Below are 24,294 nucleotides of genomic sequence, written 5' to 3'. Positions count from 1 at the left end.
ACGAGGCTCACGGAGCTCACCCCTCCTCGGCCCGCACCAGCTCCAGCAGCCGCCGCAGCCGCGCGTGCGTCTCGTCGTCGGCCGGGGTGAAGACGAGCACCCGGGTACCGGGGTGCGGTCCGGTCCAGAGGTTGGTGTGGTCGAGGTTGAGGAGGCCCACCCGGGCCTGCCGGAAGACGCGCTGCCGGTTGGCCGCGGGCGGGACCACCTCGTGCCGCTCCCACACCTCCCGGAACTCGGGCGACGCGTCCCGCAACCGCTTGAGCAGGCATTTCCAGGCCGGCTCGGCGAGGTGGTCGGCCATCGCGGCCCGGAACTTCGCCGCCATGGCCCGCTTGGCGTCCTCCCGGTCGACGGCGTCGGCGTACCAGGTCTCGTTGGTGAAGTGCAGCCAGAGGCAGTTGCGCTCCTCGGGCGGCAGGGCGTCGAGGTCGCAGATCAGCTGTTTGTACGTGCGGTTGTACGCCAGGATGTCGTAGCGCGCGTTCTGTACGCAGGCGGGGAAGGGCTCCAGCTGCTCCAGCATCAGGCGCAGCCCGGCCGGGACGCCGGCGGGCTCGGCGTTGGGAGCCGGGTCCGAGGCGTTGGCGAGGGCGAAGAGGTGGGCGCGCTCGGCGCGGTCGAGCAGCAGCGCGCGGGCGATGGCGTCGAGGACCTGGGCGGAGACCTGGATGTCCCGGCCCTGTTCGAGCCAGGTGTACCAGGTGACGCCCACGGCGGCGCGCAGCGCGACCTCCTCCCGGCGCAGCCCGGGGGTCCGCCGGCGGCGCCCGCGTGGCAGGCCGACCTGCTCGGGGGTGATGCGCTCGCGGCGGCTTCGGAGGAAGGCCGCGAGCTCGGCGCGGCGGGCCTCGTCGTCGATGCCACGGGTCCCGGTCGCGCCGCCCGGCGCGACGAGCGGGACGGCCGTCGGCTCCTGCACCATCGTGGTCATGCCTCCAGCCTGCGGTACGGGCGGCCCGCTGTCAGGGCCGTTGCCGGGTAGTCGTTGTACCAGGATAAAAACTCTCTGGTACCAGGTTGCGAAGTGCGTCATCGTCATCGTGTGAACGAAGCACGCATAGCCGATGAGATACCCGCCCCCTCCTCGACACCTCCTGCCTCCACCTCTTCCGGCACCCCGTCCCCGCCGCACCCCCGCGCGGCGGCGCTGGGCACCGGCGGCCTCGTCACGGTGCTCCTCGGCGCCGCGCTGCCGATGGTGGACTTCTTCATCGTCAACGTCGCCCTGCCCGCCATCGACCGCGATCTGCACGCCGGTCCGGCCGTCCTGGAGATGGTCGTCGGCGGGTACGGCATCGCGTACGCCGTCCTGCTGGTGCTCGGTGGACGGCTGGGCGACATGGTGGGCCGGCGCCGGATGTTCCTCTGGGGAACGGCCGCGTTCGGCGTGACGTCCGTGGCGTGCGGTCTGGCGCCGGACGCCTGGACCCTGGTGGCCGCCCGCGTCGCCCAGGGCGCCGCCTCGGCGCTGCTGCTGCCACAGGCGCTGGCGACGATCCAGGCGGCGACCCACGGCGAGCGGCGTACCCGCGCGATGAGCTTCTACAGCGCCACCGCCGGCGTGTCGAGCGTGGTCGGCCAGATGCTGGGCGGCTTCCTGGTCTCCGCCGACATCGCGGGCTCCGGCTGGCGGCCGATCTTCCTGGTCAACGCGCCGCTCTCGGTGATCGCGCTGCTGATGGCGGCACGGCTGATCCCGGAGACGCGGTCGGACCGGCCGACCAAGGTGGACGGCGCGGGCACGGTCCTTCTGTCGGTGACCCTGGCCTCGCTGCTGGTGCCGCTGACGGAGGGACGCTCGACCGGGTGGCCGGTGTGGGCCTGGGCGCTGCTGATCCTCTTCCCGTTCGCCGCGGCGGCCTTCTGGGCGGTGGAACGGCGGCTGGAGGCCGCCGGACGGACCCCGCTGGTGCCGCCGTCCCTGCTGCGGATCCGCTCGGTCCGCAGCGGCCTCGCGGTGCTGGTGCCGTTCTCGCTGGGCTGGGGCGGCTACATGTTCGTCGTGGCCGTGGTGCTGCAGGACGGGCTGCGGCTCAACCCGACCGAGGCCGGACTCGCCCTGGTGCCGCTGTGCGTCGCCTTCTTCGTGGGCTCCCTGCTCGGCCCCCGGCTGGGCGCCCGCTACGGCCGCCGCGCGGTGACCGCCGGAACGCTGGTGCAGGCCGCCGGCGTGCTGGGGATGGTCCTGACGTTCCACTGGGGCTGGGACGGCCTCGGCGTCTGGGGCCCGATGCCCGCCCTGGCCGTGCAGGGCCTGGGCCAGGGCCTGCTGCTGCCGCCCACCCTGCGGGCGGTGCTGAGCGAGGTGCCGGCGACGCAGGCGGGCGTGGGCAGCGGGGTGATGGTCACCACGCAGCAGTCGTTCATGGCGCTGGGGGTGGCGACGCTCGGGTCGCTGTTCCTGTCGCTGTCCTCCTCGATGGGCATGCGGGACGCGGTGGTGACGACGTTCGGGGTGCAGTTGGTGGCGGTGGCGGCGACGGTGGTGCTGAGCACGCGGCTGCCGAGGGCGGTGAGCTGAGAGGGGGCCGGAGAGGCCGGGAAGACCGGGAGGCCCCGGAGGGACGGGAGGGGCTCGGCGGCGGCGCGCGCACCGCCCGGGTGACACTGGATCGAATGACAGATATTGAAATCCGTCATTCGATGTGCCACTCTGGTGGTGTCGTCCTCCCCCCCTTCCCTCCATGAAGGAGTCCCCGTGCTGTACCGCACCCTCGGCACCACCGGCCCTCAGGTCTCCGCCCTCGGCCTCGGCTGCATGGGCATGTCCGCCCTCTACGGCGAGGCCGACCGGGCCGAGTCGATCGCCACCATCCACGCCGCCCTGGACGCGGGCGTCACCCTGCTCGACACCGGCGACTTCTACGCCATGGGCCACAACGAGATGCTCATCGGCGAGGCGCTGCGCTCCGCCCCGGCCGCCCACCGCGAACGGGCGCTCACCAGCGTCAAGTTCGGCGCGCTGCGCGACCCGGACGGCGGCTGGTCGGGCTACGACGGCCGCCCGGCGGCGGTGCGGAACTTCGCCGCGTACTCGCTGGAGCGGCTGGGCGTCGACCACATCGACGTCTACCGGATCGCCCGCGTCGACCCCGACGTGCCGATCGAGGAGACCGTCGGCGCCATCGCCGAGCTCGTCCAGGCCGGGCACGTCCGCCACATCGGCCTGTCCGAGGTCGGCGCCGACACCCTGCGCCGGGCCGCCGCCGTCGCCCCGATCTCCGACCTCCAGATCGAGTACTCGCTGATCTCGCGCGGCATCGAGGACCGCATCCTCCCCACCGCCCGCGAGCTGGGCATCGGCGTGACCGCCTACGGCGTCCTGTCCCGCGGCCTGATCAGCGGCCACTTCGGCCGCGACCGCCGGCTCGCCGCCGACGACTTCCGCGGGGTGAGCCCCCGCTTCCAGGGCGAGAACCTCCAGCGCAACCTGGACCTGGTCGACGCCCTGCGCAAGGTCGCGGAGCAGCGGGGCGCGACGGTCGCCCAGACGGCCATCGCCTGGGTCCTCGCCCAGGGCACCGACATCGTCCCCCTGGTGGGCGCCCGCACCCGCGAGCGGCTCGGCGAGGCGCTCGGCGCGCTGGACGTCGCCCTGGGCCCCGACGACCTCGCCGCCATCGAGACGGCCATACCGGCGGACGCCGCGGCGGGCGAGCGCTACCCGGCGGACCAGATGGCGCACCTGGACAGCGAGCGGTGAGCGGGGGCGGGGGGCGCTCGCCGGGCGCCGGGGCCGGGTCTCACCGCGGACGACCCTCGGCACCCGACGCCGGCGAGCACCCGGGCCACACCCGCCCGTACCGCCCCTGCCCACCCACTCCTCCACCCGCCCCTCCCCGGTCCCACCGGGACCCGCCCCGCGCGCCCCGGCCCCGCCCCCGGCCGGGTACGGTCGTCCCAGGCGCGTAGGCGCCGGAGGAAAGGACCCGTACCCACATGCCGCCCGAGCCCCTGACCCAAGACCGCATCCTCGAAGCCACCGAGGACGTCCTGCGCCGCTTCGGCCCGGCCAAGGCGACCGTCGTCGACGTCGCCCGCGCGCTCGGCGTCAGCCACGGCAGCGTCTACCGGCACTTCGGCAGCAAGGCCGCCCTCCGGGAGGCCGTCACGGAGCGCTGGCTCGACCAGTCCCACACGGCCCTGTCCGCCATCGCCTCCGCCGACGCCCCCGCCGAACAGCGCCTGCGCGACTGGCTCACCGCCCTCTTCGCCGCCAAGCGCCGCAAGGCGGGCGACGACCCGGAGCTGTTCGCCACGTACATGGTCCTGGTCGGCGAGAACAGCACCACGGTCGAACGGCACGTCGCGACGATGGTCGGCCAGCTCGCCGGCATCCTCCGCGACGGCACCAAGAGCGGTGAGTTCTCTCTCCCCGACCCCGACCGCACCGCCCGCGCCGTATGGGACGCCACCAACCGCTTCCACGACCCGGCCTACGCGCCCGAGTGGTCCCACCCGGACATCGACACGGCCTTCGACACGGTCTGCGGCCTGGTCCTGCACGGGCTGCATGGCTGATACACCGATCCTGACGGCTCCTTGACACCTCGATAACGCGTCCTTGATGGACCGGTGCCGCACGCCTTCCTAGGCTGATCTCCTGCCTCAATTCACCCACCCGGCAGGAGAGTTACACCGTGAGTACGCCCTCGCCCGCCGACGACGACATCGTCCTCGCGCCGGCACGTCCCCGCCCGGCGGACGGCTGGCAACAGGTAGAGAACAAGATCGAGTTCGAGACGCGGCGCGCCGCCGACGGGACCGACTGTGGGATGGCGTTCACGTCCGCCGAACGGCTCGTCGCCTGCCTCGGCCCCGACCAGCCGTGGGTCGCCCTGCCGCTCGGCGCACTGCGCCTCCTGTTGGGCGAGGCGGGCGTACCGCATGTGCTCGTGGATCCGCCGACCGCCCCGGCCTCGGAGGGGTTGTCCTCCTGGGACGAGCGGGAGGCCCTCCATGGCTGACCGGCTCAAGGCCACGGTCGAGCACATCGACGACGCGGGCAGGGGGTTCCACCGGGAGGCCCTGCACCTCGGCGAGTTCAAACACCTCGCCTCCCCGCCGACCCCGGGAGTCGGCGACGCCGCCCTGAGCTCGGCCCTCCTCCGGCTCAGCGAGGCGTTCGGCATCGGCCACGAACTGCTGACGAACCTGGTGACCAAGCACGGCGGCAACCTGCGGGCCGCCGCGAGCGATTACCGGAACCAGGACATCGACACCCGGAAAATCCTCGACGACCTGATGGGCAAGGTGTCGAAGTGATCGACGACGACCTCGCCGGCCTCAAGAAGGTCGCCACGGACTACACGTCGGCGACCGAGAAGTACGACACGACGTCCAAGGTCCTCGACAAGAAGGTGAGCAGCGTCGTCCACGAGGCCGGCTGGACCGGCGACGGCGCGGACGCCTTCCAGACGGTGTGGGGCCATGACAGCACGATCGGCGCGGCACTGGCCGAGGCCATGTCGCAGGTGTCGGACGTCGTCACCGTCCTCTCCGAGGAGTTGGAGAAGGCCAAGGGCGACCTGGGCGACGTCCAGGACACGGCCCGCGCGGCCGGCCTGACCCTCGACAGCCAGGGCGGTGCCACTGGCAAGGCGGACCAGCAGGCGGAACTGGACGCATACCAGAAGGGGCGCGACGCGGCACTGAAGCGGGCGCAGGACGCGCGTCAGCTGGCGACGGCCAGCCTGAACTCCGTACTCGACCAGATGCTTGGCAAGGGCAACCCGAACCAGTACAACGGCGCCGACTACTGCACGCTGTCGGAGGTCCTGCGGGGGCTGTACACGACGCCGGCCGCGCTGACCCAGGAGAGCGCGAAGAAACTGGAGGCGCTCAAGCAGAGCGCCAAGGACCTGAAGCGGGAAGCGCGGAAGCTGCCCAAGGGCGGCGCCGAGTGGAACGAGAAGCTGCAGCAGCGGCGGGCGGCCAGGGCCGCACTCAGCGATCAGCGCCTCCGGGCCGCCTCCGTCGAGGGGTGGCAGAGCAAGGTCAAGGGCAGTGGCGCCGCGCGCGTCACGATCGGTGAGATCGCGGAGAACTACCGGGTGCGGGGAGCCGGGCCGATGGGCAAGTTCGGCGCGGTGAGCACCGGTCTGACCGGCGCCATGGTCGGTCTTCAGATGTACGACGACCACCGGACGCGGGGCTGGTCGTACAAGGAGGCGTTCGCACGGGACGCGACTCCCGCGGCGGTGGGCATGGCCGCCGGCACCTACGCCGAAGGCGTGCTCGTGGGCGCGGCCACCAGCAACCCCGCGGTCGCCGCGGGCGTGGTGGCAGCCGTCGGCATCGGTTACGGTGTGGGCACCTTCGGCTACGAACTGACCCACAACGCCCACTGGGGCAGCAACATCCACAAGTACGGTGTCGTCAGCGGCATCGGCCACAGCTTCGCCGACGCCGGACAGGCGTGGGTGGACAACGACGTGAAGGCGATGTGGCACAAGGGCGAGGACACCGCGAAGGCCGCCTGGCACAAGGGGACGAGCGGCGTGAAGAAAGTCTGGCATGGCATCTTCGGCTAGCAAGCGCCGCCCGGTGCGCCCATCGACCCGGCCGGAGATGCCGGCCTCGACACTGCGGTTCGGCGGCGCCCTGCTCGTCCTGGCCGGACTGGTGCTCGGGACGTTCGCTCTCGGCATCTCCAGCCATGCGTCGGGAGTGTGGGGGACGCGCGGCACCTTCGCCGTCGAGCAGTGTGAGCACAAGGCGACCACCCAGCGCGGCGGTGGGCGCGGCGCGGACACCGTCGAGTGTTCGGGTACCTTCCGCCCGTCGGACGGCGGCTCCCCGAGGACCGACCTCGACATCGACCGCGACTACGAGCCGGGACGCCGCGTCACCGCCTCCTGCGACTTCATCGGCATCTGCTACAAGATCGACCGGGTGAACGCGTGCGGCTGGTTCTCCGGCCTGCTGGCCGCCCTGCTCATGGTCTCCCTTGGTGGGCCGGGAGTCGTCCGCGGCACCGCGTGGCTGACGGAATCGTACGACCGGGGGCGTGCGATCCAATGGCGCCTGGTCAAGGGGCTCTTCTGGGCGACCCTCGGCTTCTTCGCGCTGTTCCTAGTACTACGCAACGCGCTGTGAACGGGTGCTCGAGCTCAAGCGGCCGCACGGACCTGCTGCCGGCAATCCGCCGACCGACCCGGTCGCCTTCTTCCTGGCAAACGCCGGAAACGCCGCCGGATCGGCATCACCATACGGACGCGGCCCCATGACGAAGAGGAAGCGCCCGCGCAGACACGCCTACCCACCTCTACCCCCACGGCCCTTCCCCGGTTACGGCACCACCTGGGTGGACCGCGGCGCGCCCTACTGGCGACGCCGGGCCAAGTGGACGCTGTTCTGGCTGTTCCTGACCCTGCTCACCGGCGCCATGGGAGCCGGCTTCCTGTGGGGGATCGCCGAGGAGAGCCCTCTCGCGCTGGCGATCACCGCGCCCGTCTTCGTCGTCCTCGGCGGTGTCACCGCGCACCTGACCATTCTGGAGATCCGCCGCGCCGACAGGGACGATGTACCGGAAAGCCGGCTCCTGCGGGCAAACGAGGGAACGAAGCGCCTGCTGCTCGCCTTGGCTGTCGTCGCCGCCGTGGCCCTCGCCTTGCTCGGAACCTTCGAAGTGGCGGTCGCTCCCGTCCTCTTCTGTTTCGCCTTCCCCCACCTCATCCGCAGCTTCGGGCGCTACGCCCCCGGCGAGCGGGAACACCGCAGGTGGGCCGGGCTCGACACCTGAGCCCCGCCCGCCGCCACCCTCACCCCACCCCGAGGAACCGCAGAACCGCCAGCACCCGCCGGTGGTCCGCGTCCGCCCTCGGCAGGTCCAGCTTGGCCAGGATGTTGTTGATGTGCTTCGCCACCGCGCTCTCGCTGACGACCAGTTGGGCGGCGATCCCCGCGTTGGAGCGCCCCGACGCCATCAGTTCCAGCACCTCGCGCTCGCGCGGGGTGAGCCGGTCGAGCGGGTCGCTGTGCCGCCGGAGCAGCAGTTGGGAGACGACCTGCGGGTCCAGGGCCGTGCCGCCCGCCGCCACCCGGCGCAGCGCGTCGATGAACTCCTCGACGTCGGCGACCCGCTGTTTGAGCAGGTAGCCGACGCCGCGGGTGTCGCCGGTGAGCAGGTCGGCCGCGTACCGCTCCTCGACGTACTGCGACAGCAGCAGCACGGCGACGTCGGGCCACTGCCGGCGGATGAGGAGCGCCGCCCGGACGCCCTCGTCCGTGAAGCCGGGCGGCATCCGGACGTCGCTGACCACCAGGTCCGGCCGGTGTTCCTCGACCGCCGCGAGCAGCGCCTCCGCGTCGCCGGCCTCGGCGGCCACCTCGAAGCCCGCCGCCTCCAGGACCTTCACCAGCCCCACCCGCAGCAGTACGGAATCCTCGGCGATCACGGCGCGCACGGCAGCTCCACAGTCACAACGGTCGGGCCCCCCACGGGGCTGCTGATCGAGAAGGTGCCGTCCACCGACGCGACCCGCTTGGCCAGCCCCGCCAGACCTGTACCGCCCGACTCGTCCGCCCCGCCCACGCCGTCGTCGGAGACGACCACGAGCAGTATCCCCCCGAACCGTTCGACGGTGACCTCCGCCCGGGACGCCTGCGCGTGCTTGACGACGTTGGCCAGCGCCTCGGAGACGACGAAGTACGCCACGGCCTCGATCGCGGGCGCCGGCCGGGACGCCAGGTCCACCCGGACGCGGACGGGCAGCGGGGCGCGGTCGGCGATCCCGGACAGGGCCGCGTCCAGACCGCGGTCCTCCAGGACCGCCGGGTGCAGGCCCCGGACGAGGTCGCTCAGTTCCTGGATCGCCGCCTTCGCCTCGCGGTGCGCCTCGTCGATGACCTTCCGCGCGTCCTCGGGCAGATCGGTCAGCGTCACCTTCGCCAGCCCCAGGTTGACGGCCATCGACACCAGCCGCTGCTGGGCGCCGTCGTGCAGGTCGCGTTCGATGCGCCGGCGCTCGGCGTCGGCCGCGTCCACGACACCGGCCCTGCTCTCCGTGACCTCGTCGACGCGGCGCGCCAGCAGCTCGGCGGGGGTGGGCCCGAGGCGGCTCAGGGCGGCGCGCGCGTCGAGCCCGGCGAGGGTCTTCAGCAGCCAGACCGCCCCGTACAGCCCGCCCGCGCCGGCAACGGTCACATACACGGCCTGCGTCGAATAGCCGGGGTTGGACAGCCGGAAGTCCAGCGGCAGCGCCCAGACCCAGACGTACACGGTCAGCGCCGCCACGGACACCAGCGCGCCGGCCAGCGCCGCCAGCGCGGCGGCGGTGATCAGCGGACCGATCGCCAGGTGGTACTGCACCTGCCGCCAGAACCGCTCGGAACGGATCCCCGCCTTCCCCTCCGGCCGGGGGATATCCATCCCCAGCCAGCCCCGGAAACGCGCCCGCTGCATCGCCGTCAGCAAGGGCGAGGCCGCCGCGAGCAACGCGAACATGCCGAAGACCGCCGCCAGGACGCTCAGCGCCCGCGTCGGCCCGCCGGACAGCCACGGCACCGCGAGCACCGTCAGCCCCAGGAGATGGATCAGGCCACCGGAGAAGTGGAAGGCGACCGGACCGCCGCTGTTCTCGAAAGGGCGCAGCAGAGGACGCAGCAGAGGGCGCAGGGTGTTCGACATGTGCATGAAAGAACCGTAGGTCCGCAGGTCGGACGGGGGCCATGGCACACACTCCCGTCCCGGGGGTGAAGCCAGTGCCACCCCGGAACGGACAGCGGTACCAGTGACCGGAGGACGCCCCCGCCGCCATCGTGGAACACATCGCCCCGCCGCCCGCCGACCGACCCACGGAGCCCCGATGACCGTCCTCCGCCTCCCCCGTAACGCACCGTCCGGACGCGACACGGCGGACGACCGGGGCTCGGCGGACGGGCCGGGCGCGACGGCCGAGGTCGTCCTCCTGCACCCGCCCACCGCGCCCGCGCCCGCGCCCCGGCCGCGCCCCCGTCTCCTCGGCTACGCCCTGGCCGCCTGTGGTCTCGCCCTCCTCCCCTGGCTGGTCGTCCTCGCCACGAGCCTGCCGGCCGAGACCACGGCCGCGAAGTGGTCGGCGGCCTGGGTCGGGCTGGACGCGCTGGAGGCCCTCGCCCTCATCACGACAGGCGTCCTGGCCGTACGCCGCCACGTCCTCCACACGCTCACGGCCGCGGTGGCCGCCACCCTGCTCGTCGCCGACGCCTGGTTCGACGTGATGACGGCCGCCCCGGGCGCCGACCTGGCCTCGGCCCTGGTCATGGCCGCCGCGGCGGAACTCCCGCTGGCGGCGGTGTGCGCGGTGGCGGCGGCCCGCGGCCACCGAGGCGGCGCCGGCGTGGGCGACGGCGGCGAGGGCGGCGGCGGCGAGGGCGGCGGCGGCGACCGCTAACGTGCGCCCATGACACCGACGGACGACCACCGCATCCTCCCCGCACCCCTCCACGCCCTGGCGAGCATGGAGTTCGGATACGACGCGGAGGGCGACGGCATCGATTTCGAGCTCTACCCCGAGTTCCTGTCCGCCGGGGAGACGACCGCGTGGTTCCGCGCCTGGACGGGCAACGGCGAGGTGACGGGTGACGCGTTCCGCGTCTTCGGCCAGGACGGGTCGGGCGGTCTCACGGCCGCCTGGCTCGTCCGGCCCGCCGCGCCCCTCACCGCCCAGCCGGTCGTGCACCTCGGCTCGGAGGGCGAGATGGGCGTCGTCGCCCGCGACCTGCCGGCCTTCCTCTGGCTCCTGGCCGACGGTTTCGGCCCGTTCGAGGCCGTCGACGCGCTCGAACGCGCCCGTCCCGCCCGCCGCGTACCCGAACTCGCGGCGGTCGCAGCGCGGTTCGCCCCGGACCGGCGGCAGTCGGCGAAGACGGTCATGGACGAGGCGGCGGCACGGGAGTTCCCGGGCTTCGAGGACGGCATCCTGCGACTCTGCGCCTGATCCGCGTGCCACCACAGCGTCACCGCCCGAACTTCTCCCTGGCCGCCTCGGTCACGGGAGTGAAGAAGTTGACGAGGTTGCCGTCGGGGTCGCGGAACAGCAGCGACCGGTTGCCCCAGGGCATCGTGGTGGGCCCGCTGACGACGTCGGAGACGAAGCCGGCCAGGTCCTGGTGCACGCGGTCCACGTCGTCGACGAGGAACTCGGTGATCACACTATGGTTCTCCGCCGGGCGGGCGGAGCCGGGGGCGAACAGCGGGACGGTCCGGGTGCTCGCTATCGCGAGGGTCGCGCCCGCCGTCCTGAGTTCCGCGAAGTCCTCGGTGGCCCACACCGCCCGCGCGCCGGTGGCCCGCTCGTAGAACGCGACGAGACGCGCCACGTCGCCGGTGATGATACGGATCGAGACGAAGTCCACGGCGATCTCCTTCAAAGGGCCGTCAAGGTCCGGCAGGGGCCGTCAAGAACCGCACCGGAAGCATGCACCGCGCAGACTAGGAGCAATAGCGGACAGAACCGGTCCTGTATGCGCATTACGTTGGTGCCCATGTCCCGACCCACCGGCCGCATGCTGACCCTCCTGGAACTCCTGCAGTCGGGCGGCACCCGCACCGTGGCCGAACTCGCCGACCGCCTCGGCGTCGAAGGACGCACCGTCCGGCGATACGTGTCCCAACTGATCGATCTCGGCGTGCCCGTGGAATCGGTACGCGGCCGCCACGGCGGCTACCGCCTCGCCCCCGGATACCGCCTGCCTCCGCTCATGCTCGGCGACGACGAGGCGCTGGCCGTGCTCCTCGGCCTGGTCGCCGGCCGCCGCACAGGGCTGACGACCGCCCAGCGCACGGCGAACGAGACGGCGTCCGCGAAGATCCGGCGGGTACTGCCCCGGCACCTCGCCCGCCGGCTCGACACCCTCCTGGAAACCCTCGACTTCACCGACCGGCCCGGCGAGTTCGACACCCCGGACGCCGGGATCCTGCTCACCCTCGCCGACGCGGTACACCACCGCCGGCCGGTCTCGCTCCGCTACACCGACCGCGACGGGCGGCACGGCGACCGCACGCTGCACGCGTACGGGATCGTCGCCCACGCGGGCCGGTGGTACGTCACGGGTGAGGACCCTGAGGTTGGTGAGGACCGGACCCTCCGGCTCGACCGCGTCGCGGAGGCGCGGACCCTGCCCGGCTCATTCCCGGAGCCCGAGGGGCCCGGCCCGGCGCAGCGGGTCCTGTCGGGGTTCGCCACGGCCGCGTACCGGCACGAGGTGACCGTGCGGATCCACGGAACGGTCGAGCGGATCCGCGCCCGCCTGCCCGCCTCCGTCGCCGTCCTGGACGAGGACGAGGCGGAGGGGGCGGAGAGGGATCACACGGCCGAGCGCTGGCGGCGCGTCGAACTGCGGGTGGAGCGGCTCGACTGGCTGCCCCCGGTCCTCGCCTCGCTCGACCGGCCGTTCGTCATCGAACGCCCCGAAGCGCTGCGCGACCTCGTCGCCGCGCTCGCCGACCGCCTGGCGTCGTACGCGCGCGGAACCTGACGGCTGCGTGCGTCGGGAGCGGCGGGCCGGCCGGTACGCGGCGCAGGAGCCCACCACACCGCGGGAACGGGACCGGCCCGCGCGCCCCGCCCCCGAATGCGCGCCGCGTCCCGTCACTTCACTCCGAGCCTCACTCCCCCTGCGCCCACGCCGCGACCGGCAGCGACAGATACACGCCGACGCCGGACAGCCCACTCACCGACCGGACGCCGGCGCACAGCCGGTCGACCCGCTCCTGCCGGTCGGCGGCCCGGCTCTCGAACCACTTCGACCGCACCTCCACGACGAGGTCCAGCCCGCCACTGTCCAGCGGCCCGAGCGGCCGGAAGCGCAATTCGACGTCGCCGGGCCGCAATGCGCCGTCGTACGGCTCCTCGGGGCACTCCACCGCGAGGGACACCAAGTGCGGGAGCGCGTCCCGCAGTTCACGGAGGGTGTCCTCGGGGACGTGGGGCGCGTAGGTGATCTCCACGAGTGGCATCGGCCCACCCTACGCCGATGACGGCCGCACCCCCCACGTCACGGTCGCCCCACCCCTCTCCGGCCTCCCTCCCGACCGCGCGAGCAGCGCACGCACCTCCACGGCCCCGGCCAGCACCTCGTCCGCGTGCGGCACCGGCAGCAGCCAGAAGTCACCCGGCCCTTCGCGGCGGCCGGGGTGCGGCGCGCGCAGATACCGCAGGTGGTCGTCGATCCCGACGGCCCGCGTCCCCTTCCCGGCGGCCCACGTCCGCGCCGTACCCGCCCGCACCAGAACGCTGTAGACGTCCCGCCGACGGGTCACCACCACGCCGTACGCGATCCCCGCCGCCCGGAACGCCGCCTCGACGACGTCGTCCGTCCGCACCCCGCCGAGGCCGCCCTCGACCGCCTCCGCCGCGAGGTGGATCACGTCGAAGCGCCGCCCGATCTCGATCGCGGGCGTCCGGCCTTCCGCCCAGTCCTCGTGGATCTCGCGCGGCCGCAGGACGCGGGAGACGAGCCACAGTGCGCCGGGGTGGCGCTGCGTGGGGTACGTGAGGGGCAGCGGCGCGTACGTCACCGGGCCACCTCCCCGGCAGCCTTGGACTCGGAATCCGGGTCCACCCGCCAGAACGAGGTCGTCACCGCGCAGTACGTACGGTGCTCCGGGTGCAGCCGCGTGTGCTTCAGCGCCCATACCTCGGCTCCCAGCGGGTCGCCCTCGCCCGCCCGGGACGTCTTCCGGCAGGCCCGGCACTGGAACTCGTACACCGGCTCGACGGGCAGCCCCCGCGCGCCGTCCCGCGCCAGTACGAACGCGGGCGCCACGCTGTCCACTTGCGTCACCGCCGCCTCCCGTGCGGGTGTCGCCGCAGCTCGACGTCGCAGTCGACAACGCGCGAGAAGTCACCGTCCCGCCGCGCGACGATCCGCTGCCGCGCGAGCGCTTCACAGACGTCGCAACCAGGCGCGGGCGCGGGCCCGTCGACGGGTTCCACCGGCACGCCGCCCACGGCGGCATCCGCCAGCGCGGCCCTGCGGGCGCGGTCCCCGGGCGTACGCCGAGGGGCGGGCATCATGCGGCACCCCCCTCGGCGGTGACGAGAAGCCGGTCGAGCTCCAGTCGCATTCCAGCGGCCTCGTCGTGCGTCAGCACGAGCTCGCCGTCCGCTACCGCGACGCCGTTGTCGACAACCCTGAGCGGCAGACCGATCCGCCCGGCCTCGGTGTGACGCAGCGACTTTTCGGGAACGCGCTCGATCCGCACGCCCCGCGTGGGGTTCGCGGTCACGGAACCCGCCCCACGCTTCCCTTCGGTAATCGTCATGTGACAGACCGTAGGACCGGACACGAGGAGCAGCCCGGAAGCTTTTTCCGGGTCGCCACCCCTTCCGGGGTCAGGCCGCCGCCAGCACCCCTACGTGCGCAGCGAGTTCACGCAGCTCGCGCCGGTATGTGGGCCGCTCGCGCTTGAGCAGCGTGCCGATCGCGTCGCGCACCAGAGGGAAGTAGCGGATCTCCTCCGGGCTCGTGTCCTTGATCTTTCGCAGCATGTACAGCGTGGCGTAGTCGTCACCCGTCAGTCGGTTCGCGTGCATCACCTCGACCAGGTACCTGGTCGTGCGCTCCAGCGGCAGCACGCCGCCCGGCTCAGGCACCTCCACGTCGTCGGCCAGCCGCAACGCTTCCGCCGCGTCACCCTCCTCGGCCGCCAGATGCACAGCGTGCATCTTGACGTTCGTCGGTCCGAACGACGTATGCCAGTCGTTGCGGTCCTCTCCGAGGCGTGTCGCGACAGCATCGGCCCCGCGCAGCAAATCCCAGGCCACCGGCGCCTTTCCGTCCCGCACGGCCGCGATCGCAGCCGCGAGGTGAAGCGCTCCGTAAGCAGAGAGGTGCTCCTGGGTGGCCCCGCCCCCGGGGCGTACGTGATCGATAGCCGTCCGCGCCAGTTCCAGGGAGTCCGCTACCTCCCCGCTTGAAGTCAGGATTCCGCACACATTCCACACAGAGGCGGCGATGAGCGCTGGATCCCCGGTGTCATCGGCGATCTGCATCGCGCGATCAGCCGCCGTCAGCGAGAGCTTCCGCTCGCCGACGCGCCGCAAGAAGACCTGGTGGAGGTGCAGCAGCGAAATCAGGGAACGCGCCGCCTGCAACTCATCGTCACCAGTCGTGTTGCGCACTGTCAAGTACGCCTCGGCCAGCAGACCGGGCAACTCCCGTCCAACTGGCTCGTACCGCTGCGTCTGCGTCTCGTACACCTGCCAGGCTTCGGTTACCCGTCGAGCCAGCTCATGCGTGCTCATCGGCTCACCTGGCAGGCCGGAACCCAGGAGCGTGGGGGGGGTGCGCAAAGCCCGGCGAATCGCTGGGACCGTGGGATGCTCCGGCGAAGACGAGAGCGACAGCGAGACCGTAGGACCGGTGAGGTCGGCAAGGTCCCGAATCCCAAGGACGCGCGCGATGTCGAGAAGCACGGACAGCCGGTCCACTGGAATGAGCCCGCGTTCGACCTTTGACACCCAGTCCTCCGAGCGGCCGACGAGCCCACCGAGGGCCGCCTGCGACTTCCCGCTCTTCGTCCTGTAGTGCTTGATCCGCTCCCCGATGCTGAGTTCCGGTACATCGATCATGGATGTTCCCCTTGATGGTGGGCGCTCAACTACCAGCGTAGGCCAGCGGCTTCCGGGGGACCTCGGCGTGCGGCGAAGTTCGCTCGTCAGTGAGCGAGTGCCGATCTGGTTCGGGAGCGACCACGGAAGAGGCTCAAGGACTCGCCCCCTTGGCCGCGCCCCGCACTCCGACCGTGCGGTCGGCAAAGGACGACCCGGACCTGAAAGTCACCACACCGGCCGAGCGCCAGCCGTGGCGCGTGGTCGTGGACACCCACGCCCGGACGCCGCGCGGCGCCCGCGTGCTGGACGACGCCGCGCCGACGCTGATCGCCGTGGCCGACGGCGCGGACGCGTCGCACCTGGAGGGCCGGGCGACCGTCGTCCGGCTGCCGAAGGCGGCGGAGGGCCTGGACATCACGTCCCTGTTGCGCGAACTGTACGAACGCGACGTGCGCGGTGTGTTCCTGGAGGGCGGACCCACCCTCGCCGCCTCGTTCGTGTCGGCGGGGCTGGTCGATCGCGTCATCGCGTACATCGCGCCCGCCCTCCTGGGCCGGGGCAAGAGCGCCCTCCAGGGCGGAACGATCGGCACGATCGGCGACACGCTGCGCTGCGACCTGATCGACGTGGCCCGTTCGGGCCCGGACGTCCGTCTGGTGGCGCGGCCGCGTTAAACGGTGGCCGGGCAGGCGGCCGGTTGCCACGCTGTGGTCATGGAGTTCCGACCCGGTGACGCGTCCGGCCCCGCGTGGCTCGGCGCCCCGATCGACGCCCGTTCGCTGTTCGCTCCCGAACACGCCGCGCTGATGGCCACGCTGCGCGGTCTGGCGCCCGCCGAGTGGGACAGGGAAGCGGTGCCGGGCTGGACTGTGCGCGATCTCGCCGCACATGTGCTGGGCGATTGCTACGGACGTCTGGCCCGCGACCGTGACCACCACGCCAGCGGGCCCGCCCCGGCCCCGGGCGAGACCCTCGAAACGTTCATCCACCGCATCAACCAGGAATGGGTGACGGCCTTCTCCCGGGTCAGTCCCGCCGCGCTCATCGAGACCCTGGACCTGATCGGCGCGCAGACGACACGCTTCTTCGAGAGCGTCGACCTCGACGCACCCTCGCTGGGAGTGTCCTGGGCCGGGATCGACCCGGCGCCGATGTGGCTGGACAGCGCCCGTGACCTCACCGAGTTCTGGACGCACCGCCAGCAGATCCGCCATGCCGTCGGCCTGCCGACCGACCCGGACCCACGGGCGCTGACGATGGTCCTGGACACGTTCATGCGGGCCGTGCCGCACACCCTGCGCACGGTCGACGCGCCGCCCGGCACCCAGGTCCGGGTGGAGGTCGAAGGCCCGGCGGGCGGCGCCTGGACCGCCACAGCCACGGCTACGGCTACGGCCACGGCCCCCGGGACCCGCTGGACGCTGGCCGAACCGGACGCCGGCCGTCCGGCCGCGCGGGTCCGACTCGACGCGGAAACGGCCTGGCGCCTGTGCACCCGGGGCATCCGACCAGGCACGGCCCTGGCCCGCGCCGGCATCGAAGGCGACCGCGCCCTGGCCGAGGCCGCCTGCCGCGTCGTGTCGATCGTCCACTGACGGCTGCCGCCCGCGCCACAGCCCCCGGGCCCGCCGAGGCCACCCGGGAACTCCGGCGCGCGACCACCGCGCCGCCCACCCGTCCCCGCATCCGTCGCGGCACGAACGGGATGCCAGACTCTGCCGATGACCAACGCCAAGGACACAGTCCGCCAGTTCCTCCTCCAGGTGCGATCGGGCCTGCACCCCGACCGGGCCGGCCGCTTCATGGCCGGACTGGTCCGGGCCCACCAGGTCGTCTCGGAGGCGCCGGTGGTCGTGGAGCGCACACCGCGGCAGTACACCGAGCACGTCCAGGAGATGCTCGACGCGTACGGAGCCTTCACGCTGACCGTGGACGAGCTCATCGCCGAAGGCGATCGGGTCTACGCCCGCTGGACGCAGACCGGACGGCACGTCGGGCCGGTCGGCGACCGCGCGCCGACCGGTGCGCGGGTCACGGCGATGACCAGTGCGGTCTACCGGGTCGAGGACGGCCTGATCGTCGAGTACTGGATCCAGATCGACCGGCAGGGCATCACGGCTCAGTTGGAGCGCGCCGCCGCGCGCGCGGAGCACTGACGCTCCCGGCTACCTGCCGGCGGCGGCCGTTCCGTTGCGTTCGGCGTCCGGGCGGGGCTCCGGGGCCCGGTCCGGACCGGTCCGGATCCAGAACCGCAGCTTGCCGGACCGTTCGTCCTCGAAGACGCCGCCGCACGCCTCGATGACCTTGCGGGAGCCGGTGTTGTCCGGGTCGCAGGTGACCAGGACCGGGTCGATGCCCAGGCCCGCGGCGACGGGCAGGACGGCACGCAGCATCGCCGTGGCGTGACCGCGCCGGCGTGCGGAGGGGCGGACGTCGTAGCCGATGTGGCCTCCCCATTCCAGCAGGCGCGGGGTGGCCCGGTGGCGGACGGCGATCCGTCCGAGATAGGTGTCGCCGTCGACGTACCAGAGGGTGGTGGAGGGAACGTGACCCTCGGGACGAGGAGTGTCCTCGTGCGCGTCGGCAAGCACCGAATCCACGTACCCCGCGAAGACTTGGGGGTCCCGCCACCGGGGGTGGTAGCGCAGGATGTCCCTGCCGACCATCGAATCGTCCTCGGGAACCCCTCGTCCCTCGGCTCGCAATTCCTCCATGGCCTCGACGAAAGAGGCGTGAACGCGCACATCGGGTCTGATCAGTTGAGGCATCCGCACAGTGTGCCCGATGCCGGCCCGACGCCACCGTGCCCGATCACTCCACCCCTGTGGATTCCCCCTGCTCGAAGGCGATACGGCAGGCTTCGACCTGACCGGCCACATGCTCCATGAACCAGCACATGATCTCGTAAGGGATCACGTGCCCCTCCGGGCTGAACACGCGGACGGTCGGCTCCAGGTCCGGATCCTCGTCGGGTATCACCCCTACCAGACAGGCGTTCCCGGGAAGGTGCGTCTGCGCGTCGGGACAGTCGGCCCATGCGGCCGGCGCCGGTACGGCCTCGCTCAGTTCCACGCACCACGCGTCGTCCGGCAAGGCGTAGTGGTACTGGATGGCATAGTGACGACCTGCGTGAACTCGAAGCTGCGACATGTCCGCAGGCTGCCACAAGTCCGCACCGGAGTCCCGCGATGATGGGTACGCACAGGCGCGGAAAACCGGCAGGACCCCGGTGACGCGCGCGAATTCGCGTCTGGGATTCTTGGACCGTTCCGGGAATTCGGAGATGCAGGGGGGACGTCATGCGCCTGCGTGCGCTTGGTCTGGTATGCGGTCTGATCGCGGCCGTATCTTTCACGAACACCGGATGCGCTCGTTACTGGGACTGTGGTGACGAGGGCGACCGCCCGGCGGGGCTCACTCGTCAGGACATGGTCGGCACCTATCGCGCCGATCCCTTCGGCACCCTGACGCTGAAGAGCGACGGAACGTTCGAGGTCAGCGACTGGCCGGAGTTCGACTACCCGAACGACCCCAAGCACACGGACTGGGCCGCCGCCGGCACCTGGGCACTCCAGCCGGAACGGAAAACCAGCGGGATGCGCGATGACCTCGAGCTCTCTTTCACCGGAAATCGGTACTGGAACTCCGATTTCTCCAAATGGCAGAGCGATTTCACCTTCGACGTCACGGGAAAACGGCAGAAACCGCGCCTGTACCGCTTCACCACGGACCCGGACGTCTGCGAACTCCACACCCTCCGCCACGACTGACGCGGCCGGGCGGTCCCTCGCGGCGCGAAGCGCCGGACGACCCAAGCGACCCCCTCCCGGAAGCTTCGCGGTCACCGAGCCGAACGAACCCCGGACTGTCAGTGGGGGCCGCTACGGTGTGTAGTGCACGGCTTACTCATCAGGGGAGGCGCATGATGGCAATCATGGTGGACATTCCACGGCGCGAGGCGCTCCAGTCGATACACGGTGGTGGGGACGGGGACGAGCCGAAGGCCGATTTCGAGCAGCTCTGCCGCGATCTGGAGCAGGTCAACGACACCCTGCCCGACGGGTAACGCGTGGAGATCATCGGGGGGGGGAAGATCATCATGTCGCCGTGGCCGCAGGGCCGCTGCCTACGTGCCATGCGGAGCCTGGAGCGCCAGCTCAGGCCGCACGCCCCGGAAGGGCATGAAGTAGGCACCGAACCCTGCCTGTTCCGCTTTCCCGAGCAGGAGAGGGGTTACGGGCCCGGCCTGCACGTGGCCGACGAAGCCCTGGTCGACGTCGAGAGCATCTTCTTGCCGGGCGAGGCCCTGTCCCTGGTCGGCGAAGTGACGTCGTCGTCAACACGGGCGCTCGACCTCACCGACAAGGTGGAGGTCTACGGCCGGGGAGGCGTCCCCGTCTACGTCCTGATCGACATGGCCGTCAAGGCGGTCACCGCGTACCACGACCCCACCCCCGACCGCGGCTACCGGGCCCACACCCAGGTCAAGTTCGGCGACAAGGTACGCATCCCCGCGCCCTTCGACTGCGAGGTGGACACTGCCACTTGGTGAACGCGGGGAGCGTCGAGGGCAGCCGCACGCGCCAAAATCCCGTGACGGGGTCCCGCACCCCGCCTAGGATCGACTGCCATGCTCTCCCGACCCTCCTTCATCGACGACCACACCGTCACCGACGCGGTCACCGCGCACTGGCCGCTGCCCGGCGTGACCGAAGTCGCCTATCTGCCCTGGGGGTTCGGCGCCTACCACTGGCGTGTGACGGCCGCCGACGGTACGGCGCTGTTCGTCACGCTCGACCAGTTGGAGCCGCGCCACACCGCCGAGTCGCTGGAGGCCGCCTACGCGGGGGCCGCCGCGCTGGCCGCGAAGGGGCTGGACGTGGTGTGCGCGCCGCTGCGTGCCCGCGGCGGGTGGTTCACCGTGGGCGTGGGCGGGGGTGCGCTGAGTGTGACGCCGTGGCTGGACGGCCGGTCGCCCGGCGAGGAGGAGGCGGCCCGCCCGGAGCACGTCGGCGAGGTCATCGAGGCGCTCGCCGCACTGCACGGCGCCGTGCCGCCGGAAGGGCTGCGGCCCTGGGCCCCGCGGGTGGCGCCCGGGTTCGCCGAGGACGTGCGGGACCGTACGGCCCGGCCCTGGACGTCGGGGCCGCTGGCGGAGGAGGCCAGGAACGCGATCGCCGCGCGCGGGAGCGCCATCGCACGCTGGACGGACCGCTACCACGAGCTGGCGGACCTCGCCCGTGCCCGCCGCGCCGACTGGGTGCCGACCCACGGCGAGCCGCACAACGACAACCAGGTCGTCACCCCGTCCGGCCTCCGCCTGGTCGACTGGGAGTCGCTGGCCCTCGCCCCGCGCGAGCGGGACTACGCGGACCTGCCCGACGACCGCCGCCCGGACGCCGACCCGGCCATGCTCGAACTCTTCGCCCTCGACTGGCGCCTCTCCGAGATCGACGAGTACGTCCGCTGGTTCGCGGCCCCGCACACCGGCACCGAGGACGACCGCACCGCCCTCGCCGGCCTCCACGAGGAACTCGCGGCGGAGTAGCCGCGGATCCGTCGTACGGTGACCCGATGGGCCTCCTCGACAGACTCAACGGCACCCGGCGCCCCGCCCCGGGGATCACCCCGCGCCCCGCCGCCGACGTCCGCGCCGCGCTGCTGGCCGTCGCCACCGCCGACACCCCGTACGTCGTCCGCGACGGCGCCCCCGAAGGCGTCGACCTGGTGGCGGAGTGGCGCGTCCGGGAACCCGTCGTCGGATCCGGGAGCGGCCACATCGACCGCCGCCTGCGGATCCGGATGAAACTGGTCCCGGCCGACCACGAGGTCCGCGCTCTCGACTTGCTCTGGGAGATCACGCGGTCCGGTCGCCGGGGGCGCCTGGCGACGGAAACCACGCACTCGTGGGGCAACGTGAACACGGTCTCCCGGCAGTGGACCGTCGGGAAGGGTCCCACGGGACGCCTGGAGACGACCGAGACGTTCCGCTTCGACACCTCGATGCTCAAGGACCCCCTCCGCGACGCCGTTCTCGCGGCGGGCTGGACCTGGCGCGGAACGCTCCGCCGCAAGCTCCAGTAGGAACCGGTACGGCACGGGCAGCCCGGAGGCCCCGCCCCCGCGCCGAGGAGCGCGGGGCCGGGGCCTCCGGTATGAAACGAGCTACAGGACGGGCGACGTCAGCAGCCGAGCAGACGGCCGCCCAGGTACGCCTCGATCTGGTCGAGGGAGACGCGCTCCTGCTTCATCGTGTCGCGCTCGCGCACGGTCACCGCGTTGTCGTCGAGGGTGTCGAAGTCGACGGTGACGCAGAACGGCGTGCCGATCTCGTCCTGGCGGCGGTAGCGGCGGCCGATGGCGCCGGCGTCGTCGAACTCGATGTTCCAGTGCTTGCGCAGGTCCGCCGCGAGGCCCTTGGCCTTCGGGGAGAGCTGCGGGTTGCGGGACAGCGGCAGGACGGCGACCTTGACCGGGGCCAGGCGCGGGTCGAGGCGCATCACGACGCGCTTCTCCATGACGCCCTTGGCGTTGGGCGCCTCGTCCTCGACGTACGCGTCGAGCATGAAGGCGAGCATGGCGCGGTTCAGACCGGCCGCCGGCTCGATGACGTACGGGAAGTAGCGCTCGCCGGCCTCCTGGTCGAAGTACGACAGGTCCTGGCCGGAGGCGGCGGAGTGGGCCTTGAGGTCGTAGTCGGTGCGGTTGGCGAGGCCCTCCAGCTCCGAGAACTCGGTGCCGCCGAAGTTGAAGCGGTACTCGATGTCAACGGTGCGCTTGGAGTAGTGCGAGAGCTTCTCGGCGGCGTGCTCGTACCACCGCATGTTCTCCTCGCGCATGCCGAGGCCGGTGTACCAGCTCCAGCGCTGCTCCATCCAGTACTCGTGCCACTGCTCGTCCTCGCCCGGCTTGACGAAGAACTCCATCTCCATCTGCTCGAACTCGCGGGTGCGGAAGATGAAGTTGCCCGGCGTGATCTCGTTGCGGAACGACTTGCCGGTCTGGGCGATGCCGAACGGCGGCTTGCGGCGCGAGGTCTGCTGCACCTGGGCGAAGTTGGTGAAGATGCCCTGGGCGGTCTCGGGGCGCAGGTAGCTCACCGAGCCGCTGTCCTGCGTGGGGCCGAGGTGGGTGGAGAGCAGGCCGGAGAACTGCTTGGGTTCGGTGAAGCCGCCCTTGTTACCGCAGTGCGGGCAGTTGAGGTCGGCGAGGCCGTTCTCGGGGAGCCGGCCGTGCTTGGCCTCGTACGCCTCCTCCAGGTGGTCGGCGCGGAAGCGCTTGTGGCAGGAGGTGCACTCGGTCAGCGGGTCGGTGAAGGTGGCGACGTGACCGGACGCCTCCCACACCTCGCGGGCCAGGATCACCGACGAGTCGAGACCGACCACGTCGTCGCGCGAGGTGACCATGGAACGCCACCACTGGCGCTTGATGTTCTCCTTGAGCTCCACACCGAGCGGCCCGTAGTCCCAGGCGGCACGCTGACCGCCGTAGATCTCACTGCACGGATAGACGAAGCCACGGCGCTTGCTCAGGCTGACGATGGTGTCGATCTTCTCGGCGGCCACGGTGCTCTCTTCATTGCGACGATGAACAGCGAATGCTTCAGGTTACCGGCGCGGCACCCCCTCTCATCAAATCGGTCCCGCCCCGACCGCTCGCCAACCGGCCACCGGCCGGTCCACCCCTCTCCCGGGCCCTTCCATGACCGAGCCCTTGTTGACAATCGTTTCCATTTTCGTTGAAAATGAGTGTCATGAACGACGATCCTCGCCGCCCCGCCTCCCGGTCCCCCCGAATAACCGGGATCGCCGTCGCCCTGGCGGCGGCGCTCGGTCTTGGCACCCTCTCCGCCTGCGCCTCCGACGAGCAGGTGAGAGGCGGAGACGGCAAGCTGGACGTCGTGGCGTCGTTCTACCCGATGGAGTTCCTCGTCCGGCAGATCGGCGGGGACCACGTCCACGTCACCGGCCTCACCAAGCCCGGACAGGAACCGCACGACCTGGAGCTCAAGCCCCGGCAGGTCGCCTCCCTGGAGAAGGCGGACGCCGTCGTCTACCTCAAGGGGCTCCAGCCCGCCGTGGACGAGGCGATCAAGCAGTCCGGCGCGAAGAACGTCGCCGACGCGGCCTCCCTCACCCACCTGGAGACCCACGGTGACGAGGTCGACGGCCACGACCACGCCGATCACGGCGACCATGGGAGCCACGAGGGCACCGCCGACCCCCACATCTGGCTCGACCCCGTGAAGTACGCCGAGGTCGCCGAGGGCGTGAACAAGACCCTCGCCAAGGCCGCCCCGGACCACCGGGAGATCTTCCAGAAGAACACCGACATCCTGGTGTCCCGCCTCAAGGACCTGAACACGAAGTTCGCGGACGGCCTGCGGAACCGCGCCTCCGACACCTTCATCACCACCCACGCCGCCTTCGGCTACCTCGCCGAGCGCTACGGGCTCACCGAGGAGGCCGTCAGCGGCGTCGACCCGGAGGCCGAGCCCAGCGCGGCGCGGATCAAGGACCTGCACAAGCTGGCGAAGGACCACCACGTCAACACGGTCTTCTTCGAGACCATCGCCAGCCCGGCCACCGCGAAGACCATCGCCGGCGACCTCCACCTGCGGACCGACGTCCTCGACCCGCTCGAGGGCATCACGGACCACTCCAAGGGACACGATTACTTCGAGGTCATGGAGTCCAACCTGGCGGCCCTGCGGAAAGCGCTCGGTGCGAAGTGAGCACGCGCACGGAGA

33 protein-coding genes are annotated in these 24,294 nt (G+C 71.8%); 20 read left to right on the top strand and 13 right to left on the bottom strand.

All coding sequences use genetic code 11. The features are described 5' to 3' along the window. Window positions 1-16: 16 nt before the first annotated feature. Complete coding sequence (locus tag K7I03_RS22535; protein WP_398857731.1) at window positions 17-934, bottom strand: helix-turn-helix transcriptional regulator; 918 nt, start codon at window positions 932-934, stop codon at window positions 17-19. Window positions 935-1,198: 264 nt separating this feature from the next. On the opposite strand from K7I03_RS22535, the gene K7I03_RS22530 reads away from it, so the two are divergent. From K7I03_RS22530 to K7I03_RS22495, 8 genes are all read left to right on the top strand, one after another. Next, entirely contained in the window at window positions 1,199-2,524 is a 1,326-nt protein-coding gene (locus tag K7I03_RS22530) for an MFS transporter (protein ID WP_238513612.1), read from the top strand. 177 nt (window positions 2,525-2,701) lie between these two features. Next, window positions 2,702-3,706, top strand: a complete 1,005-nt coding sequence (locus tag K7I03_RS22525; protein ID WP_185945307.1) for an aldo/keto reductase — start codon at window positions 2,702-2,704, stop codon at window positions 3,704-3,706. A gap of 236 nt (window positions 3,707-3,942) precedes the next feature. Beyond that, window positions 3,943-4,524, top strand: a complete 582-nt coding sequence (locus tag K7I03_RS22520) for a TetR family transcriptional regulator (protein ID WP_185945308.1) — start codon at window positions 3,943-3,945, stop codon at window positions 4,522-4,524. Window positions 4,525-4,643: 119 nt separating this feature from the next. Then, complete coding sequence (locus K7I03_RS22515) at window positions 4,644-4,970, top strand: SAV_915 family protein (protein WP_185945309.1); 327 nt, start codon at window positions 4,644-4,646, stop codon at window positions 4,968-4,970. Continuing rightward, window positions 4,963-5,268 (top strand): DUF6317 family protein, encoded by a 306-nt coding sequence (locus K7I03_RS22510; RefSeq protein ID WP_185945310.1) that lies wholly within the window; start codon window positions 4,963-4,965, stop codon window positions 5,266-5,268. The genes K7I03_RS22515 and K7I03_RS22510 overlap by 8 nt, the downstream gene beginning before the upstream one ends. Next, entirely contained in the window at window positions 5,265-6,536 is a 1,272-nt protein-coding gene (locus K7I03_RS22505; RefSeq protein ID WP_185945311.1) for a GumC domain-containing protein, read from the top strand. Before K7I03_RS22510 ends, K7I03_RS22505 begins: the two co-directional genes overlap by 4 nt. Then, a complete protein-coding gene (locus K7I03_RS22500; RefSeq protein ID WP_185945312.1) occupies window positions 6,520-7,101 on the top strand; it encodes a hypothetical protein in 582 nt (193 codons plus the stop codon). Before K7I03_RS22505 ends, K7I03_RS22500 begins: the two co-directional genes overlap by 17 nt. A 127-nt stretch (window positions 7,102-7,228) precedes the next feature. Further along, window positions 7,229-7,747, top strand: coding sequence for a hypothetical protein (locus K7I03_RS22495; protein ID WP_185945313.1), 519 nt, complete (start codon window positions 7,229-7,231; stop codon window positions 7,745-7,747). Between the two features lie 19 nt (window positions 7,748-7,766). Here the strand turns inward: K7I03_RS22495 and K7I03_RS22490 are convergent, their stop codons facing one another. Together K7I03_RS22490 and K7I03_RS22485 are read right to left on the bottom strand one after the other, a co-directional pair. Then, window positions 7,767-8,411 (bottom strand): response regulator, encoded by a 645-nt coding sequence (locus tag K7I03_RS22490; protein WP_185945314.1) that lies wholly within the window; start codon window positions 8,409-8,411, stop codon window positions 7,767-7,769. Continuing rightward, window positions 8,399-9,634, bottom strand: a complete 1,236-nt coding sequence (locus K7I03_RS22485) for a sensor histidine kinase (RefSeq protein WP_423229704.1) — start codon at window positions 9,632-9,634, stop codon at window positions 8,399-8,401. Before K7I03_RS22485 ends, K7I03_RS22490 begins: the two co-directional genes overlap by 13 nt. Window positions 9,635-9,812: 178 nt before the next feature. On the opposite strand from K7I03_RS22485, the gene K7I03_RS22480 reads away from it, so the two are divergent. Continuing rightward, on the top strand, window positions 9,813-10,379 hold the full coding sequence (locus tag K7I03_RS22480; RefSeq protein WP_185945316.1) for a hypothetical protein: 567 nt from the start codon (window positions 9,813-9,815) through the stop codon (window positions 10,377-10,379). A 9-nt stretch (window positions 10,380-10,388) separates the two neighbouring features. Next, window positions 10,389-10,925 (top strand): SMI1/KNR4 family protein, encoded by a 537-nt coding sequence (locus K7I03_RS22475; protein WP_185945317.1) that lies wholly within the window; start codon window positions 10,389-10,391, stop codon window positions 10,923-10,925. Between the two features lie 19 nt (window positions 10,926-10,944). Here K7I03_RS22475 and K7I03_RS22470 read toward each other — a convergent pair whose 3' ends face one another. Further along, window positions 10,945-11,343 carry a VOC family protein gene (locus K7I03_RS22470; protein WP_185945318.1) on the bottom strand — a complete coding sequence of 133 codons (399 nt, stop codon included), beginning with the start codon at window positions 11,341-11,343 and terminating at the stop codon, window positions 10,945-10,947. Window positions 11,344-11,472: 129 nt separating this feature from the next. Here K7I03_RS22470 and K7I03_RS22465 point away from each other — a divergent pair, with 129 nt between their 5' ends. Continuing rightward, window positions 11,473-12,465 carry a helix-turn-helix transcriptional regulator gene (locus K7I03_RS22465; RefSeq protein WP_185945319.1) on the top strand — a complete coding sequence of 331 codons (993 nt, stop codon included), beginning with the start codon at window positions 11,473-11,475 and terminating at the stop codon, window positions 12,463-12,465. 130 nt (window positions 12,466-12,595) lie between these two features. On the opposite strand, the gene K7I03_RS22460 is transcribed toward K7I03_RS22465, so the two are convergent. The 6 genes from K7I03_RS22460 to K7I03_RS22435 form a co-directional block, all read right to left on the bottom strand. Beyond that, window positions 12,596-12,946 (bottom strand): hypothetical protein, encoded by a 351-nt coding sequence (locus K7I03_RS22460; RefSeq protein WP_185945320.1) that lies wholly within the window; start codon window positions 12,944-12,946, stop codon window positions 12,596-12,598. Window positions 12,947-12,955: 9 nt separating this feature from the next. Continuing rightward, the gene (locus K7I03_RS22455) at window positions 12,956-13,507 is read right to left on the bottom strand and encodes a hypothetical protein (protein ID WP_185945321.1); all 552 of its coding nucleotides are present in this window, start codon (window positions 13,505-13,507) and stop codon (window positions 12,956-12,958) included. Continuing rightward, window positions 13,504-13,773: a DUF7848 domain-containing protein gene (locus K7I03_RS22450; protein ID WP_185945322.1), complete on the bottom strand. Its 270-nt coding sequence runs from the start codon at window positions 13,771-13,773 to the stop codon at window positions 13,504-13,506. The genes K7I03_RS22455 and K7I03_RS22450 overlap by 4 nt, the downstream gene beginning before the upstream one ends. After that, on the bottom strand, window positions 13,770-14,006 hold the full coding sequence (locus tag K7I03_RS22445; RefSeq protein ID WP_185945396.1) for a hypothetical protein: 237 nt from the start codon (window positions 14,004-14,006) through the stop codon (window positions 13,770-13,772). Before K7I03_RS22445 ends, K7I03_RS22450 begins: the two co-directional genes overlap by 4 nt. After that, window positions 14,003-14,254, bottom strand: coding sequence for a hypothetical protein (locus tag K7I03_RS22440; RefSeq protein WP_185945323.1), 252 nt, complete (start codon window positions 14,252-14,254; stop codon window positions 14,003-14,005). Before K7I03_RS22440 ends, K7I03_RS22445 begins: the two co-directional genes overlap by 4 nt. Window positions 14,255-14,324: 70 nt before the next feature. Then, window positions 14,325-15,563 carry a helix-turn-helix domain-containing protein gene (locus K7I03_RS22435; RefSeq protein ID WP_185945324.1) on the bottom strand — a complete coding sequence of 413 codons (1,239 nt, stop codon included), beginning with the start codon at window positions 15,561-15,563 and terminating at the stop codon, window positions 14,325-14,327. 173 nt (window positions 15,564-15,736) lie between these two features. Between K7I03_RS22435 and K7I03_RS22430 the strand changes: the two genes are divergently transcribed. From K7I03_RS22430 to K7I03_RS22420, 3 genes are all read left to right on the top strand, one after another. Further along, complete coding sequence (locus tag K7I03_RS22430; RefSeq protein ID WP_238513515.1) at window positions 15,737-16,219, top strand: RibD family protein; 483 nt, start codon at window positions 15,737-15,739, stop codon at window positions 16,217-16,219. 39 nt (window positions 16,220-16,258) lie between these two features. Further along, window positions 16,259-17,140 carry a maleylpyruvate isomerase family mycothiol-dependent enzyme gene (locus K7I03_RS22425; RefSeq protein ID WP_224347163.1) on the top strand — a complete coding sequence of 294 codons (882 nt, stop codon included), beginning with the start codon at window positions 16,259-16,261 and terminating at the stop codon, window positions 17,138-17,140. A 126-nt stretch (window positions 17,141-17,266) separates the two neighbouring features. Then, window positions 17,267-17,701 carry an ester cyclase gene (locus tag K7I03_RS22420; RefSeq protein ID WP_185945326.1) on the top strand — a complete coding sequence of 145 codons (435 nt, stop codon included), beginning with the start codon at window positions 17,267-17,269 and terminating at the stop codon, window positions 17,699-17,701. Window positions 17,702-17,710: 9 nt separating this feature from the next. On the opposite strand, the gene K7I03_RS22415 is transcribed toward K7I03_RS22420, so the two are convergent. After that, window positions 17,711-18,313, bottom strand: a complete 603-nt coding sequence (locus tag K7I03_RS22415) for a GNAT family N-acetyltransferase (protein WP_185945327.1) — start codon at window positions 18,311-18,313, stop codon at window positions 17,711-17,713. A 43-nt stretch (window positions 18,314-18,356) separates the two neighbouring features. Further along, window positions 18,357-18,695: a hypothetical protein gene (locus K7I03_RS22410; RefSeq protein WP_185945328.1), complete on the bottom strand. Its 339-nt coding sequence runs from the start codon at window positions 18,693-18,695 to the stop codon at window positions 18,357-18,359. Between the two features lie 149 nt (window positions 18,696-18,844). Here K7I03_RS22410 and K7I03_RS22405 point away from each other — a divergent pair, with 149 nt between their 5' ends. From K7I03_RS22405 to K7I03_RS22390, 5 genes are all read left to right on the top strand, one after another. After that, entirely contained in the window at window positions 18,845-19,315 is a 471-nt protein-coding gene (locus K7I03_RS22405) for a hypothetical protein (protein ID WP_185945329.1), read from the top strand. Window positions 19,316-19,479: 164 nt separating this feature from the next. Further along, on the top strand, window positions 19,480-19,611 hold the full coding sequence (locus K7I03_RS33880; protein WP_260630399.1) for a hypothetical protein: 132 nt from the start codon (window positions 19,480-19,482) through the stop codon (window positions 19,609-19,611). Window positions 19,612-19,614: 3 nt separating this feature from the next. After that, entirely contained in the window at window positions 19,615-20,097 is a 483-nt protein-coding gene (locus K7I03_RS22400) for a Uma2 family endonuclease (protein WP_224347162.1), read from the top strand. Window positions 20,098-20,175: 78 nt separating this feature from the next. Next, complete coding sequence (locus tag K7I03_RS22395; RefSeq protein WP_185945330.1) at window positions 20,176-21,093, top strand: phosphotransferase; 918 nt, start codon at window positions 20,176-20,178, stop codon at window positions 21,091-21,093. A gap of 26 nt (window positions 21,094-21,119) precedes the next feature. Next, window positions 21,120-21,629 (top strand): hypothetical protein, encoded by a 510-nt coding sequence (locus K7I03_RS22390; RefSeq protein WP_185945331.1) that lies wholly within the window; start codon window positions 21,120-21,122, stop codon window positions 21,627-21,629. 98 nt (window positions 21,630-21,727) lie between these two features. On the opposite strand, the gene K7I03_RS22385 is transcribed toward K7I03_RS22390, so the two are convergent. After that, window positions 21,728-23,110: a glycine--tRNA ligase gene (locus tag K7I03_RS22385; protein WP_185945332.1), complete on the bottom strand. Its 1,383-nt coding sequence runs from the start codon at window positions 23,108-23,110 to the stop codon at window positions 21,728-21,730. Between the two features lie 188 nt (window positions 23,111-23,298). Between K7I03_RS22385 and K7I03_RS22380 the strand changes: the two genes are divergently transcribed. Further along, the gene (locus K7I03_RS22380; RefSeq protein ID WP_185945333.1) at window positions 23,299-24,279 is read left to right on the top strand and encodes a metal ABC transporter substrate-binding protein; all 981 of its coding nucleotides are present in this window, start codon (window positions 23,299-23,301) and stop codon (window positions 24,277-24,279) included. Window positions 24,280-24,294 lie beyond the last annotated feature (15 nt).

The sequence above is a fragment of the Streptomyces mobaraensis genome (assembly GCF_020099395.1).
Taxonomy (GTDB): domain Bacteria; phylum Actinomycetota; class Actinomycetes; order Streptomycetales; family Streptomycetaceae; genus Streptomyces.
The sequence above is the reverse complement of the archived record's forward strand: the minus strand, read 5'-3'. Positions and strand labels throughout refer to the sequence as shown.

Excerpts from the sequence above, each read along its gene's own strand:
- K7I03_RS22480 (WP_185945316.1), top strand. The coding sequence starts at position 9,813 with ATGACCGTCCTCCGCCTCCCCCGTAACGCACCGTCCGGACGCGACACG.
- K7I03_RS22500 (WP_185945312.1), top strand. The coding sequence starts at position 6,520 with ATGGCATCTTCGGCTAGCAAGCGCCGCCCGGTGCGCCCATCGACCCGG.
- K7I03_RS33880 (WP_260630399.1), top strand. The coding sequence starts at position 19,480 with ATGGTGGACATTCCACGGCGCGAGGCGCTCCAGTCGATACACGGTGGT.
- K7I03_RS22445 (WP_185945396.1), bottom strand. The coding sequence starts at position 14,006 with ATGATGCCCGCCCCTCGGCGTACGCCCGGGGACCGCGCCCGCAGGGCC.
- K7I03_RS22425 (WP_224347163.1), top strand. The coding sequence starts at position 16,259 with ATGGAGTTCCGACCCGGTGACGCGTCCGGCCCCGCGTGGCTCGGCGCC.
- K7I03_RS22465 (WP_185945319.1), top strand. The coding sequence starts at position 11,473 with ATGTCCCGACCCACCGGCCGCATGCTGACCCTCCTGGAACTCCTGCAG.
- K7I03_RS22390 (WP_185945331.1), top strand. The coding sequence starts at position 21,120 with ATGGGCCTCCTCGACAGACTCAACGGCACCCGGCGCCCCGCCCCGGGG.
- K7I03_RS22475 (WP_185945317.1), top strand. The coding sequence starts at position 10,389 with ATGACACCGACGGACGACCACCGCATCCTCCCCGCACCCCTCCACGCC.
- K7I03_RS22530 (WP_238513612.1), top strand. The coding sequence starts at position 1,199 with ATGGTGGACTTCTTCATCGTCAACGTCGCCCTGCCCGCCATCGACCGC.
- K7I03_RS22495 (WP_185945313.1), top strand. The coding sequence starts at position 7,229 with ATGACGAAGAGGAAGCGCCCGCGCAGACACGCCTACCCACCTCTACCC.
- K7I03_RS22415 (WP_185945327.1), bottom strand. The coding sequence starts at position 18,313 with ATGCCTCAACTGATCAGACCCGATGTGCGCGTTCACGCCTCTTTCGTC.
- K7I03_RS22520 (WP_185945308.1), top strand. The coding sequence starts at position 3,943 with ATGCCGCCCGAGCCCCTGACCCAAGACCGCATCCTCGAAGCCACCGAG.
- K7I03_RS22410 (WP_185945328.1), bottom strand. The coding sequence starts at position 18,695 with ATGTCGCAGCTTCGAGTTCACGCAGGTCGTCACTATGCCATCCAGTAC.
- K7I03_RS22395 (WP_185945330.1), top strand. The coding sequence starts at position 20,176 with ATGCTCTCCCGACCCTCCTTCATCGACGACCACACCGTCACCGACGCG.
- K7I03_RS22440 (WP_185945323.1), bottom strand. The coding sequence starts at position 14,254 with ATGACGATTACCGAAGGGAAGCGTGGGGCGGGTTCCGTGACCGCGAAC.
- K7I03_RS22510 (WP_185945310.1), top strand. The coding sequence starts at position 4,963 with ATGGCTGACCGGCTCAAGGCCACGGTCGAGCACATCGACGACGCGGGC.
- K7I03_RS22420 (WP_185945326.1), top strand. The coding sequence starts at position 17,267 with ATGACCAACGCCAAGGACACAGTCCGCCAGTTCCTCCTCCAGGTGCGA.
- K7I03_RS22435 (WP_185945324.1), bottom strand. The coding sequence starts at position 15,563 with ATGATCGATGTACCGGAACTCAGCATCGGGGAGCGGATCAAGCACTAC.
- K7I03_RS22460 (WP_185945320.1), bottom strand. The coding sequence starts at position 12,946 with ATGCCACTCGTGGAGATCACCTACGCGCCCCACGTCCCCGAGGACACC.
- K7I03_RS22380 (WP_185945333.1), top strand. The coding sequence starts at position 23,299 with ATGAACGACGATCCTCGCCGCCCCGCCTCCCGGTCCCCCCGAATAACC.
- K7I03_RS22485 (WP_423229704.1), bottom strand. The coding sequence starts at position 9,634 with ATGTCGAACACCCTGCGCCCTCTGCTGCGTCCTCTGCTGCGCCCTTTC.
- K7I03_RS22535 (WP_398857731.1), bottom strand. The coding sequence starts at position 934 with ATGACCACGATGGTGCAGGAGCCGACGGCCGTCCCGCTCGTCGCGCCG.
- K7I03_RS22405 (WP_185945329.1), top strand. The coding sequence starts at position 18,845 with ATGCGCCTGCGTGCGCTTGGTCTGGTATGCGGTCTGATCGCGGCCGTA.